The following is a 12,819-nucleotide window of genomic DNA, read 5'->3' as shown; positions in this document are numbered from 1 at the left end:
GGGGGGCGGTGCAGACTAGGCGGGGGCGGCACCCTACAGGCCCAGGCCCCCCACGCCGGGCAGCGTGAAGCAGAAGGCGTTCGTGTCGCCGCGCCGCTCCGCCCATGCCTGCCCGCCCCAGCCCTGCACGATGGAGCGGACGATGTACAGCCCCATGCCGCTGCCCTGCCCGGTCGCCGCGCGGCCCCGCGTGTGCGCCCGGAACAGGTTCTCGGTATCGGGAATCGGGGTGCCCTGGTCGAGCACGCTGACTTCCACCCAGGTGCCCCGCTCGGCCGTAACAACTTCGACGTGCTGCCCCGCCGGGCCGTACTTCAGGGCGTTCTCGATCAGGTTCAGCAGCACCTGGAGCAGCTTGTCGGGATCGGCGCGCACCAGGTGGTCCCCGCCGAACGTGACGGCCGCGCCGCGCGCCTCCAGGTCCGCTTTCAGCAGCCGCTCGGCGCGCGTGAACGCCTCGGCCAGCGGCAGCGTCCGCGCCCGCGTGGGCCGGAACCCCACCGCGAGGTCCTCGACCAGCCGCGCCAGCCGCTCGGTCTCCTGTAGGCCCTGCCGCACGAAGTTCTGCGACAGGTCGCGCGGCATGTCGTACTCCAGGGCCTCCAGCACGCCGCGCAGCGCCGCGACTGGCGTGCGGAACTCGTGTGACAGCACCGCCGTCGCCTCGCGCAGTTCCGCCTCGCGGCGGCGGTAGTCGGTCACGTCCTCCACGATCAGCGCCGTGTATTCGCCGCTGCGGGTGGCCGTGCAGCGCAGCGTGCGGCCCGTGACCTCCAGTTCCAGTTCTCCGCCGCGTTCCAGCAGCGTTTCCAGCGTGTGCCGCCGCACGACCTCCAGCACGGGTCGGCCCGAGGCGCGCTCCTGCGGCACGCCCCACAGCCGCACGGCCGAGGCGTTCACGCGCGTGACTACCCCCGCGCGGGTCAGCAGCACCGCCTGGGGCAGCGCGTCAATCCAGGCGTCGCCCGGTTCACCAGGGGCCCCGGCGCTCACGGGCGCGGCTTCCGGGGGCAGGGGGGGCGTCATGGGGCGTCCGTCCAGGGGCGCATGCGGTAGCCCTTGCCGCGCACCGTCTCCAGAAAGCCGGGGCGACTGGGATCGTCGCCCAGGTGCGCGCGCAGCTGCGTCACGTGCTGGTCCACGGTGCGCTCGCCGCCCAGGAAGTCCGCGCCCCATACCCGGTCCAGCAGTTCCGTGCGCGAGTACACCCGGCCCACATGCTGCGTCAGGAACGCCAGCAGATCGAATTCCCGGCGGGTCAGGTTCAGCCGGCCGCCGCTCACGCGGGCCTCGGCGGCCCCCAGATCCACGGTCAGCGGGCCGTTCGTCATGGTGGGCGGCACTTCCGGCTGCGTGCGCCGCAGCAGCGCCCGCACGCGCGCCACGAGTTCCGCCGCTGAAAACGGTTTGGTCAGGTAATCGTCCGCGCCGGATTCCAGACCCTCGACCCGTTCGGCCTCGGCGGCGCGGGCGGTGAGCATCAGCACGGGCAGGCGGCGCAGTTCCGTGTCGGCGCGCAGGCGGCGCAGGAAGCCCAGGCCACTCTCGCCGGGCAGCATCCAGTCCAGCACCAGCGCGTCCGCGCCGCTCAGGGCGTCCAGGGCGCCCACCGTGGAATCCAGGGCCGTGACCCGGAGCCCCGCGCGCTCCAGGTGAAAGCGCAGGACGTCCCGCACTGTTCCCTCATCCTCGATGACAACGACGTGGCTCATTGACCTCATTCTGAGCCCTCCGGTCAGGCCCGTGTCAGCTTCCGCGCGCCCGACGTATCGTACGGACTGCCGTTCCACTGCGCCACAGTCGCGAAAACGCCGCCTGCGGCTCCATACCGCGAAATTCGTATCTTGTTCCCACTCACATCCGCTCGGATTGGCTCGGTGCAGTCCCGAATTAATCGGAATGCGGATCAGGCCAGACCCTGCCTTTTCGTCCTGTTCAGGTCTGGCAGGGTGCGGTACGCTGCGGCGCAGCGCGGCCCTCCCCGTATCCGGTTGATCCGGCGCGGGCGGCGCCGCGCCGTGCGGGGACCGCAGCGACATCCCTCTCCAGGCGGTTCTGTGAGACGCCCCCCCGCACGCAAGGAGCCAGTATGCGGAAACCCAGTATGCGCAACTACTACACCTCGGAATCGGTGTCCGAAGGGCACCCTGACAAGCTCGCCGATTTCATTTCAGACAGCATCCTCGACGAGTTCCTGCGCCAGGAACCCACCAGCCGCGTGGCCGTCGAGACCCTCCTGACCACCGGCATGGCCGTGGTGGCGGGCGAGGTCCGCGCCGAGACCGCGCACGTGGACGTGCAGAAAACCGTCCGCGAGGCCGTCAAGCAGGTCGGGTACACCCGCGCCAACTACGGCTTCGACGCCGAGTACAGCGCGGTGCTCGTCAGTATTCACGAGCAGAGCCCCGAGATCGCAGAAGGCGTGGATACCAGCGAGGAGTGGCGCGCCATGACCCCCGAGCAGCGCGCCGACCCCGCCAACGCGCACTCCAGGGTCGGTGCGGGCGACCAGGGCCTGATGTTCGGCTACGCCACGGACGAAACCCCGGAACTGATGCCGCTGCCCATCAGCCTCGCGCACAAACTCACGCGCCGCCTGGCCGAACTGCGCAAGGACGGCACGCTGCCCTACCTGCGCCCCGACGCCAAGGCGCAGGTCACGGTCGTCCGGGACGGCGAGCCCCACGAGGCCACGCAGACCCTGGTGGATACCGTTGTCATCAGTACCCAGCACAGTGAAGAGGTCACCCAGGAGACAATCCGCGCCGACATGCTTGAACACGTCATCCGCGCCGTGATCCCCGGGGAGTACCTGACCGAAGACACCAAGTACTTCATCAACCCGTCTGGCCGCTTTGTTATCGGCGGCCCGCACGGCGACACCGGCCTGACCGGCCGCAAGATCATCGTGGACACCTACGGCGGGGCCGTCCCGCACGGCGGCGGCGCGTTCAGCGGCAAGGACCCCACCAAGGTTGACCGCTCGGCCGCTTACTACGCCCGCTTCATCGCCAAGAACGTCGTGGCCGCCGGACTGGCCCGCCGCGCCCTGGTCGAGATCGCGTACGCCATCGGCCGCGCCGGACCCGTCAGCCTGCGCGTGGATACGTACGGCACCGGCACCGTCAGCGACGAGCAGCTGGCCGCGCTGATCGCCGCGCACTTCGACGCCCGCCCTCAGTCGATCATCGCGGAGCTGGACCTGCAACGCCCCATCTACGCGCAGACCGCCGCGTACGGGCATTTCGGCCGCCCGGAATTCCCCTGGGAGCAGACACCCCGCGCAGAAGCCCTGAAAGCCGCCGCAGGGCTGTAACGACGCGGCAAGGGCAGGGGGCCGGACATCATTAGCGTGTCCGGCCCCCTGCCTGTGGGGTCATACGGATTCCGCTCCATTCCGCCACAGTCGGGAAGACACCGCCTGCGGCTCCATACCGCGAAGGGGCGTCTGCCCTTCCTCCTCGCATCCGCTCGGATTGATCCGGAACTGCACCAAATCAATCGGAATCCGTATCAGTGGCCCGGCTGTTCCCGCTGCGGCGTCTCGCTGTGCTCGTGCTTCTCGGCCTCGCGTTCGGCATACGCCTCGGCGTGCCGGCGGCGCAGGGCGGCGGCACTGGCGCGCGGGACCATCTCGCTCACGTCGCCGCCGTAACTGGCGATCTCGCGGATCATGGAGCTGCTCACAAAACTCCAGCGGGTGGCGGCCATGATGAACACCGTCTCGGCGTCCCCGATCTGTCGGTTCAGGTGCGCGATCTGCAACTCGTACTCGTAGTCGCTGACCGCCCGCAGGCCGCGCAGGATCACGCTGCCGGGCTCCTGGTGGGCCATGTAGTCCACCAGCAGGCCCCCGAAGGTGTCCACGCGGACGTTCGGCAGGTGCGTGGTCGCGCCGCGCAGGATGTCCATGCGTTCCTCCAGCGTGAACAGGTGGCGGCCCTGCTTGCGGGCGTTGTGCATGACCGTGACCGTCACGCGGTCGAAGATCTTCGCGGCGCGCGTCAGGACGTCCATGTGCCCGCTGGTGATGGGGTCAAACGACCCGGGAAAGACAGCGTTCATAGCCCCGTCACCTTACCCTACTTCCGCCGCGTCAGTCGCCGCGTGGAGTCCGCCTTGCCCTTCGGCGTCCGGCTCGTCGCGTTCGTAGATGGTCAGGCTGTTACTGCCGTACTCGCGGAGCTCGCGGGTATACCCGGCCCTGTCGGGCAGGCGGGTGCGGTCCGGGTGCTGGCAGACCAGCAGGCCGCCGGGCCGCACCACGTTCCGCGAGAGCAGGTTCGCGGTCAGCGCGGGGATATCCACGTCGTACGGCGGGTCGCTGAACACGATGTCGAACGGCCCCAGTGCGGGCATCAGGCTCTGCGCGTCGCCTTTCAGGATGCGGGCACGCAGGCCCAGCGCGCGGGCGTTGGCCTCGAGGGCCTTCACGGCGCGGCCGTCCATCTCGATCAGTGTCACGCGGTACCCCCGGCTGGCGGCCTCCAGGCCGATGGCGCCGCTGCCGCCGTGCATATCCAGGAAGGTCCCTTCGGGCAGGCGGGCGGCCAGCAGGTCGAACAGGCTCTTGCGGATGCGCGCGCCGCTGGGCCGGGCGCTGTCCGGCACTTCCAGCGCGCGGCCCCTGGCACTGCCGCCCAGAATGCGCAGGCTCACACGGACTCCGATTGAATGGTTTGCAAAAACCGTTCAGTCCGAGCGGATGCGAGCAGGAGAGAAGAGGATTCCGGGCGTGGAGTTGGCAACCCGGTGTGGTTCCGGGTTGTGAACGAAACAGACGGAATCCGCATCACACGGACGCCGGGCGGGCGGGGCAGGGAAGAAAGGAGGCAGTCATCCATACAGGATACGGGCTGCTCCTCAGGTCAGGGGCAGCGCCTGCGGGAAGCCGTTCAGGGCGTCCGGGGCCAGGTGCCAGTCCTCGCCGTCGCGGGTCGCGTGACCCGCCTGCACCAGCCGGTTCAGTTCAGCTTCCACGCGCTGCTGCACGCGCCGCAATGGCATGTGGGCAGCGTCCTCGATGCCGCGCCACGTCAGGAATGCCCGGTGAAAGGCGGGCAGGTCATCCAGGCCCACGCGGGTTTCCAGAGCGCGCCAGCTGAGGGGCGCGTGGGTGGGCGGGGTGGCCGGGGCGGTGTCTGTCATGGTTCCTGTTCTACCCGCCGGGGCCCGCCGCGTACAATGGCCCTCATGAGTGCCGACCTGTCCCCTGACCTGCCCGGTGACCCGAACGCAGACGGCCGAGCGCCGGTCGCGCCGGGCCTGCTGCGTCAGCTGGAGGCGCTGGGCGGGCAGCTGGTCTGGCGCATCGGGAAGGACGAGGCCAGCGACGACGTGATCGTCCGGCTGGGCTTCGCGTCGGCCACTCCCCGCTTCGCGCACCTCTCAAGGCTACGCAGCGCCGGGGACGCCGAATTGCAGGCCGCGCTGGCCGAGGACCGCATCGTGATCGAATGGGTGGACTGACCCTGGCCCCACCCCGGAGCGGCGCGTGATCTTCGACGCCGAGCAGATCTTCACGCTGCCGTACCCCGGCCCTCCCGCCGCCGCCCTGGCGTTCGTGCGCGACCCCGCCCGCGCGCTGGGCCGCCTGCGGTTCCTGCGCGACCTGCGCGCAGACGAGGGCGGCGTGCGCGGCGAACTGGTCGTGCCGCTGCCGGGTCTGGGTGACGCCGACCTGCCGTTTCACAGCCTCCTGAGCCTCACGCCAGGCGGCGCGAACCTGATCCCGCAGGCGCTGAGCGGCGAGCGCGCCTGGGTAGAGGTCGCCGGGCAGGCCCGCGCGGAGGGCACGGACCTGCACTTCACCTTTCAGTTCCGCGCGCACCTCGCCACGCCCGACGCGCAGGGCTGGGGCGGCGCGGCCTTCGAGAAGATGATCCGCGCCGCCGCCAGCCGCACCCTGGACCGCGTGGCCCGCGAACTCCCCGGCAGCATCCGCGCCGCCCTTCCCGAAGCGCCACCTGAAGCGCCTGCCTGAAGCGCCTGCCTGAAGTGTGCGTCTGCCTGAAGTGTGCGTCTGCCTGAAGTGTGCGTCTGCCTGAAGGGCCCGTCTGGCCTCCAGCACAACGCCCAGCCTGCACCGCGTGGATGAGGCCGGGCCGCTGCGCGCCGGATCAGGCTTTCGGGCTGTCCTGCACGTCCGGGAAGTCCAGGGCGCGCGCGTCGCTCCAGAGGCCTTCGAGGTCGTAGTACTCGCGGGCATCCTTGGTCATGATGTGCACGACGATGCCGCCGCCGAAGGCGAGCAGCAGCCAGCGTTCGCTGGGACCCTCCACACTGGGACGGGGCAGGCCGGCGGCCATGGCCTTCTCACGGATGTTCTCCTGCACGGCGTTCAGCTGCAACCCCGCAGAGGCGGTGCAGATCACGAAGTACTCCAGGGTGGAACTGACGGCCGTCAGGTCCAGAACGGTGACGTCCTCGGCGCGGCGTTCACGGGCGGCGTCCACGATGGCTTGCAGTTGGGTCAGGGTACGGGTGTCTGGTGTCATGAAAACTCCGGTGGGTCAGGGGGTGGGGTTCGTGAGGCGCGCGCCGCCAGCGGCAGAGGGCAGAGGGCCGTCGCCTGCTGAGAGCTGGAAGCCGGAAACGCAGGCCGGAAACGCGGTGAGCGCGGCCCTGCCAGCGTTCCCGCCACCCGCGCAAGGGGGGTGGGCGTGGCGGCGGGCGGCGCAGCAACAGGTCAGTGTACAGGGACACGCCGCGCCGAAGGCAACGCGGCTCACCCGGTCAAGCTTCCATCCTTTGTTCCCGGTGTGCCCAGCGCCGGAATTCCGTATCAGTTGCGGTGCGGGCCGTCGGCGGGCAGCGGTTCGGGTGTCGCGCCCGGCAGCGCGGAGTCCTCGGCCACCGGGTGATCGGCGGGCAGTGGGGTGCCGGCCAGCGCGGCCAGTTCCTTCAGGTGCTCCTGGGCGTCGCGGGTCAGCAGGACGCCCACCTCGCCCGCCGCGACCGGGAAGCGCTCGCCCTGCAGGCGCGGCAGGTTCAGCACCTCCGCCAGCGCCCCGGCCTGCGCCACGTCCTGCTGCGTGAACACCTGACTGGCCTCCTGACTGGCTGGCCTGACCGTGACCTGCACGTCCGCGTAGCCCAGCGCACTCAGGGCGGTCTTCAGTCCGGCGCCCAGGCCCGCGCCGCTGGCGTCCACGACCGTGACCTTCACGCGCGGCGCGTCGGTGATCGGGGCGGGCGCGTCGCCCCACAGTGCGGCCAGCCGCTCGCGGTTCACGGCGAGGTTGAACGTACCCGGAATCTCGTCGGTGGGCAGCGTCGCGAAGCTCAGTTTCAGTTGACCCAGGAACGGCCGCAGGGCCGCCAGGGTGTTCGGGTCAGCGTTCGTCTCCACGCCATTCCCGATGCCGCCCAGAATGGTGGGGAGGGCCGCGATCCCCCGCGCGGATTTCAGGCGTCCCGCCAGTTGCGTCAGCGCCTGCTTCTGGTGATCGATACGGCCGTAGTCATCCCCGAAGCCCTTGCGGACCCGCAGGAACAGCACCGCGTCCGGGCCTTCCAAGTGGTGCGGGCCGGCGTCCAGTTGCAGGTTCACGCCCGCCGCCCGGTCGATCCACTCGATGCCGCCCTCGGGCACGGTCACGTCCAGGCCGCCCAGCGCATCGATGACCCGCTCGACGTAATCGGTGCGGACGATCACGTATGAGTCCACCCGCTCGCCTGTGATGGTCTCCACGGCCCGCTGTAGCGCCTGCGGGCCGCCCGAGAAGTACTGACTGTTCACCTTCTGCGCCGCCACGGATTGCCCACGGTCGAACTTGCCGACGTTCGTGTCACGCGGGATGTTCAGCACCCGCACGCGCGCGCCGTCCACCTTGACCAGCATGACCGTGTCCGTGTTCGGCGGCTGCACCAGCCCCGTCCGCTGGTCCTGATCCTTGCAGGGCTGCTGGTAGTAGCAGTACACGATGTCCCGCCCAGCGATCAGCACCGTGAACTGCGGCGCCGTGCCCGGCAGCAGAGACGACGCGACCGTGCGCCCCACCCCGCTGAGCAGCGCGAACCCCCCCAGTGACAGGCAGGACAGGGTCAACCCGAAGGCCTGCAGGGCGCGCAGCCTGCGCAGGCGCGAAGTATGCGTCACAGGCGAGGCGGACGGGGAGGGGGCTGAACCCGTGGAGCGGCGAAGGGCAGCGAGTGATAGGCCTGCAACGTCCGCGGATGCACCGGAATCCCCCGACCCTGCAGGTACGTGACCTTCGAGACGATGGCGCGTTCCAGCGCGGCGTTCAGGTCCCGCAGCGCCAGCTCGCGGATGTCGGCGTTCACGCCGCGCCCCGGCTCGGACACATCCGCGATGTACACGCACGCCGCGACCCGGTTCCCGCCGCGCGGCCCGGTCGTGTGGTCCTCCACGGCCTCCAGCACCACCTGATCGTGATAGCCCCAGCGCTCCAGCAGCACCCGCGCGGCCCGCCCATGCAGCGCCAGCGGATGTCCGGCGTCAATCTCGCACTCGGGCGGGGCGAGACGCAGCAGCTCGGCGTCGGGCAGGTCCCGGGCAATGTCGTGCAGAATCCCGGCGGCGTAGGCGCGCATGTCGTCCAGGCCGTTCGCCAGGGCAATCTGTGCGGCCAGCTCAGCCACGCGCAGGACATGCTCGTAGCGGCGTGGGCGCACCATCAGGCGCACACGTTCTTCCCACCCGGTCCACTCCGCCACCGGGTGCCGGGGTACGAGAAGCTGGGCGATCACAGGGGCATGTGGCCGGTTCTCCACATCATGAACTGACTATACGCCCTGCACGCCCAGCCGCGCTGACCTCCGGGTCACTTTCTGCCCTGCTCTGCGACCTGAACAGGTTGCACAAACTCCTGGCCGGGGCGGACACAGGCGGGAACCCAGAGCCTCCGGGAGTGCTGCTGACTCCGGCAGCACGGCTTTCCAAACCCCGGGTCAGGGCTGATGGTTCAGGCCTACACCCCTCAAACTCTCACGGTGCGGCCGATTTGACCCCCTCGACGGTGAGGCGCACGCTGACGTTCTCTAACGCCTGCGCTCCGGCCGGAATCGAGAGGCTCACGGCGGCCGTGTACGTCCCGGGGCGGTAGGTGACGGTTCCCCCCACCTCACGCAGTCGCCCGAGGAGTTCCGGGGCGGCGACCACCCGCACGGTGCTGGGCTGCACGCTGACTGAGGTGACCCGCAGCGTCGCCGGCGGCTCATTGAGCACCACCCGCACCGTCTTGACCGGCAGTTCCCCGGTATCCAGGCGGCGCACCGTCACGGTGGACGGCGTGGCCTTGACCCCACCGACCGGCAGGCCCGCGTCGTCCAGCACGACCAGCGGCACCTCCCGCTCGGCCCCCGCCGCCAGGGCCGCCGGACTGGTCACCACGCGCGTCACGGTGGACACCACGCGGCCCGGCCCGGACACCTGCGCTTCGGCCGGCGAGACCACGTACCGGGGCACGCTCGTCTCGGGTGGCGACGCCACGCTCAGTGTGACCGGCAGTGTGCGCGTCACCTGCGTATCCAGGAACCCCTGGACCCGCGCGGGCGTCTGCCGGCGCACCTCGGTTCCGCTGGGGGCCGTGACCGTCACGGGCTGCGTGAAACTCCCCTCGGGCACGCCCGTCACGTCCACGATCGCCTCGATGTTCTCGGGTTGCAGTTCCCGCAGCCGGTCCGGGCTGCCCCACAACGTCACCCGCACCGACGCCGGGCTCAGGTCACTCGTGGCGCGCTTTTCATCACCGCTGCCGGTCGTGTCACGCACGGACACCGGCACGTTGAATCCCTGCTCGACGTTCGCGCGCCGGTCCGTGGTCGCCACCACCCACAGCGTCAGGGACACGCCCAGTGCGAGCAACTTCAACCCCAGGTTGTGCGTGCCGCGTGCCCAGGCGTGACGCGGGTCCAGCCAACGCCGCACCCGCGCCGCCAGATCAGCCCCGGCCCTCACGGTGTCTCCCGGCCCGGACTGGGAGCCTCGGCACCACGCTCATCCGGGTCCAGCGCCGATTCCCCGGCTGGCATGAACGCCGCCCGGTCGTAGACCAGGGCCCGCAACTGCTCCCTTAACTCCGTGCCGTTCAGGTCCGGACCCAGCCGCCCCGTCAACGCGATCCTCATGCTGCCCCGCTCCTCACTGACCACCAGCACCACCGCGTCCGTCAATTCCGACAGGCCAATCGCCGCGCGGTGGCGCGTGCCGTAGCGCCGGTACGTGCCGTCACTTGACTGCAACGGAAACAGGCACCCCGCCGAGATGACCCGCGAGCCCTGAATGATCACGCCCCCGTCATGCAGCGGCGCGTTCCGCGCGAACAACGCCTCCAGAAACGGCACGCTGACCAGCGCGTCCAGCGACACGCCCGTCGCCGCGTACTCCCCCAGAGGCGTACGCCGCTCGATCGCGATCAGCGCCCCGGTCTTACGTTCCGCGAGACGCTCCATGGCCCGCGCCAGATCCTGCAACGCCGCGCCGCTTGCCCCGCTGTCCCGCCCGCGCGGCCGCCCCACCCGCTCCAGCGCCGCCCGTAACTCCGGTTGAAACAGCACCACCAGCGCGAAGATCCCCACCGTTCCCGCCCGGCCCAGCAGGTAGCTCAGGGTCGGCAGGTTCAGCACCTGCGCCGCGACCCACACGCCCGCGAACACCAGAATGCCGCGCACCACGTTCACCGCCCGCGTTCCCTCCACCAGCAGGTACGCCTGGTACACCAGGAACGTGACCAGCAGGATGTCCAGAACATCCCGGACATTCACCTGACCGAACGGGGTGGGCATGACTTGAACGGCGCTCCTTTCAAAAAACGGGACGAAAAACGAAAGTCGTTGCGCGCCCACTATACGGTGTTCAGCCCCAGCGGCCCGCACACCACACCGCCGTGGCGTGGGCAGCAGCGACCGACGACCGTCCGTTTCGTTCACAATCCGCCCGTGCGCCGGGTGGCCAGCTGCGCGCCCGACAGTCCGCGTTCCTCCCACCTGCTCCGCCCAGCTTGACCGGCTTTGGGAACCATTCAATCGGACTCCACAGGAACCAAAAGACCTCCTGCGAAAGTGGTTTTCAGGCCGTCCCGCCTTTCCGCTTTCGCTGTCTGCGAGGAAGAATCCGGGTGCAGGTTCAAGAAGCAGATGAACTTTCGCAGGAGGTGTAAAGAGAGAGGTGGCAGACACCCGCTGATTGCCATCTCCCACCCGCTCGTGTCTGTCTGCTCAGCGTTCCCCGGTCACCACCGTGCGGCCCGACAGTTCATCCTCGGCTGCCACGCGCGTCTGGTTCGGCGTGGCCTCCGGAAACTCCGGATTCGCCTTCCGGTCCGGCACGCGCACCAGCGACCGCGAATCCACCAGCACCGACTGCGGCCCGCGCACCTTGAAGCGCGTCGTGCGCGCCGGCACCCCCATCGCAATCCCATGCGGCGGGATATCACTGCGCAGCAGCGCGTGCGTCGCCAGCATCGCGTCATCACTCACCACACTGCCCGCCAGGACCGTCGAGTGGTACGTGATCCGCGCCCCACGCCCGATCACCGTGCGCCGCAACGTCACGTCCGGACCGTCTAGCACGCTGTGCGTATGACTGTACACATTCACGTAATCGCTGATGCTGGCATTATCGTGCAGCTCGATCCCGCCGATGTCATCCAGCAGCACATGCCGGTGAACGACCACATCGTCCCCCACCTCCATGTTGTACCCCACGCTGAACTCCACGTTCTGCCAGCACTTGAAATCCCGCCCCACCCGCCGGAAAATCCGTTCCGCCAGCACCCGCCGCACCGGAATCCCCAGCACCGGATTCTGCCCGATCGGCGTCAAATCCAGGTTCTTCCACAGCCACAGCAGCGGTTTGACCCGCCCGAACAACTCCGCGTCCGTCGCCATGTAGTACTCCGCCTCGAAGGTCACGTTCCGGGCGTCCAGATTCAGAGCCGCCAGCGGAGCGTCCGCCTGCAGCGCCTCATAGGGCCGGCCGTACATCGCCTCGGACAGCACCTCTCGCGCCAGCACGAACCGGTCCGTCCCCGGGTCCGCCAGCCGCGCCTCCAGATCCCGCAAGAACTCACCGTACGCCGCCTGCGCGTCACGACCCACATCCACCGGCTTCAGCCAAGTCACCCCCACACTGTACCGCCCGCACTGAAAAACAAAGTAGTGGCCGGTGTGCCTACTTGTTGCGTGATTCGGTGCCAAGTCAGACGGCTTCCCATTGATCCGGTGCAGTCCCGGATCAATCCCAGGAGGTTCCACTGCCCTACCGACGATGTGTCACGCGGCCTTGAGGCGGGGTCCGTCCTGTTCCATCCCGGTCAGGACGTACTTTTCCGCATTCAGGGCTGCCTGCCGCTGCGCAGCCCCCCACGTCATTCCCGGTGCTTCCCGTCGCACCCGCAACACCGCGTAAAAGGCCTCCGCCACGCACCACACCCAGTTCTCCTGCGCCTGGATGCTCCGGCAATGAACAGCGTCCCGGTCCCAGGTTCTGCTTGAAGAACCGGTGAATCACCTCGATCCCCCAGCGGGCCTTGCAGGCCCGCAGCAGTGAGCGAACCGTGACGTCACGGCCGAACGTGCTGAACAGGAAAACCCGTGTCCACTGTGCACCTTGCGCCACAGGGTCAGGACATCGAACCCACCGACCTCACGGGCGACCGACAGTCGGCGGACACGCCACCCGAACTCCGCGTACAGGTGGCAGCGGTCTGGAGGGAATTGTTTGCCCAGCGCACCGAGGGTGAGTCCCTCACCCTCGAACTGCACGGTCATATTGGCTTTAAGTACACTGCGTTTATCTTGTAGATAAACCGCGCGGAGCGCGGAGCAGAAGAAAGTACGTTGGAGCGGGAATGG

General features: G+C 69.2%; 15 protein-coding genes. 4 read left to right on the top strand and 11 right to left on the bottom strand.

Annotation, left to right across the window (positions count from 1 at the left end; translation table 11 throughout):
• Positions 1-33: 33 nt before the first annotated feature.
• Both QZ271_RS09235 and QZ271_RS09230 read right to left on the bottom strand, forming a co-directional pair.
• Positions 34-1,026, bottom strand: coding sequence for an ATP-binding protein (locus tag QZ271_RS09235; RefSeq protein WP_291430756.1), 993 nt, complete (start codon positions 1,024-1,026; stop codon positions 34-36).
• The gene (locus QZ271_RS09230) at positions 1,023-1,712 is read right to left on the bottom strand and encodes a response regulator transcription factor (protein WP_291430754.1); all 690 of its coding nucleotides are present in this window, start codon (positions 1,710-1,712) and stop codon (positions 1,023-1,025) included. The genes QZ271_RS09235 and QZ271_RS09230 overlap by 4 nt, the downstream gene beginning before the upstream one ends.
• A 392-nt stretch (positions 1,713-2,104) precedes the next feature.
• Here QZ271_RS09230 and metK point away from each other — a divergent pair, with 392 nt between their 5' ends.
• Positions 2,105-3,316, top strand: coding sequence for a methionine adenosyltransferase (gene metK, locus QZ271_RS09225; RefSeq protein WP_291430791.1), 1,212 nt, complete (start codon positions 2,105-2,107; stop codon positions 3,314-3,316).
• Between the two features lie 197 nt (positions 3,317-3,513).
• On the opposite strand, the gene coaD is transcribed toward metK, so the two are convergent.
• The 3 genes from coaD to QZ271_RS09210 all read right to left on the bottom strand — a co-directional run bounded on the left by coaD (position 3,514) and on the right by QZ271_RS09210 (position 5,148).
• The gene (gene coaD / locus QZ271_RS09220; protein WP_291430753.1) at positions 3,514-4,065 is read right to left on the bottom strand and encodes a pantetheine-phosphate adenylyltransferase; all 552 of its coding nucleotides are present in this window, start codon (positions 4,063-4,065) and stop codon (positions 3,514-3,516) included.
• 12 nt (positions 4,066-4,077) lie between these two features.
• On the bottom strand, positions 4,078-4,659 hold the full coding sequence (locus QZ271_RS09215) for an RsmD family RNA methyltransferase (protein WP_291430751.1): 582 nt from the start codon (positions 4,657-4,659) through the stop codon (positions 4,078-4,080).
• 204 nt (positions 4,660-4,863) lie between these two features.
• Positions 4,864-5,148: a hypothetical protein gene (locus QZ271_RS09210; RefSeq protein WP_291430749.1), complete on the bottom strand. Its 285-nt coding sequence runs from the start codon at positions 5,146-5,148 to the stop codon at positions 4,864-4,866.
• A gap of 45 nt (positions 5,149-5,193) precedes the next feature.
• Between QZ271_RS09210 and QZ271_RS09205 the strand changes: the two genes are divergently transcribed.
• Positions 5,194-5,469, top strand: a complete 276-nt coding sequence (locus QZ271_RS09205; RefSeq protein WP_291430747.1) for a DUF3248 domain-containing protein — start codon at positions 5,194-5,196, stop codon at positions 5,467-5,469.
• A 25-nt stretch (positions 5,470-5,494) separates the two neighbouring features.
• Positions 5,495-5,983, top strand: a complete 489-nt coding sequence (locus tag QZ271_RS09200; protein WP_291430745.1) for a DUF3809 domain-containing protein — start codon at positions 5,495-5,497, stop codon at positions 5,981-5,983.
• A 136-nt stretch (positions 5,984-6,119) separates the two neighbouring features.
• On the opposite strand, the gene rsfS is transcribed toward QZ271_RS09200, so the two are convergent.
• From rsfS to QZ271_RS09170, 6 genes are all read right to left on the bottom strand, one after another.
• Positions 6,120-6,497 (bottom strand): ribosome silencing factor, encoded by a 378-nt coding sequence (rsfS, locus tag QZ271_RS09195; RefSeq protein ID WP_291430743.1) that lies wholly within the window; start codon positions 6,495-6,497, stop codon positions 6,120-6,122.
• Between the two features lie 287 nt (positions 6,498-6,784).
• On the bottom strand, positions 6,785-8,101 hold the full coding sequence (locus QZ271_RS09190) for an LCP family protein (RefSeq protein ID WP_291430741.1): 1,317 nt from the start codon (positions 8,099-8,101) through the stop codon (positions 6,785-6,787).
• Positions 8,098-8,712, bottom strand: a complete 615-nt coding sequence (gene yqeK, locus QZ271_RS09185) for a bis(5'-nucleosyl)-tetraphosphatase (symmetrical) YqeK (protein WP_291430740.1) — start codon at positions 8,710-8,712, stop codon at positions 8,098-8,100. Before yqeK ends, QZ271_RS09190 begins: the two co-directional genes overlap by 4 nt.
• 238 nt (positions 8,713-8,950) lie before the next feature.
• Complete coding sequence (locus tag QZ271_RS09180) at positions 8,951-9,922, bottom strand: CdaR family protein (RefSeq protein WP_291430738.1); 972 nt, start codon at positions 9,920-9,922, stop codon at positions 8,951-8,953.
• Positions 9,919-10,749, bottom strand: coding sequence for a diadenylate cyclase CdaA (gene cdaA, locus QZ271_RS09175; protein ID WP_291430737.1), 831 nt, complete (start codon positions 10,747-10,749; stop codon positions 9,919-9,921). The genes QZ271_RS09180 and cdaA overlap by 4 nt, the downstream gene beginning before the upstream one ends.
• A 432-nt stretch (positions 10,750-11,181) precedes the next feature.
• Positions 11,182-12,087 (bottom strand): acetyltransferase, encoded by a 906-nt coding sequence (locus QZ271_RS09170; protein WP_291430735.1) that lies wholly within the window; start codon positions 12,085-12,087, stop codon positions 11,182-11,184.
• Positions 12,088-12,558: 471 nt separating this feature from the next.
• On the opposite strand from QZ271_RS09170, the gene QZ271_RS09165 reads away from it, so the two are divergent.
• Entirely contained in the window at positions 12,559-12,768 is a 210-nt protein-coding gene (locus QZ271_RS09165) for a hypothetical protein (protein ID WP_291430733.1), read from the top strand.
• Positions 12,769-12,819: the final 51 nt, after the last annotated feature.

Origin of the sequence: Deinococcus sp., from assembly GCF_018260555.1 — a bacterium.
Taxonomy (GTDB): Bacteria; Deinococcota; Deinococci; order Deinococcales; family Deinococcaceae; genus Deinococcus.
This window is presented reverse-complemented; position numbering and strand designations above follow the sequence as displayed.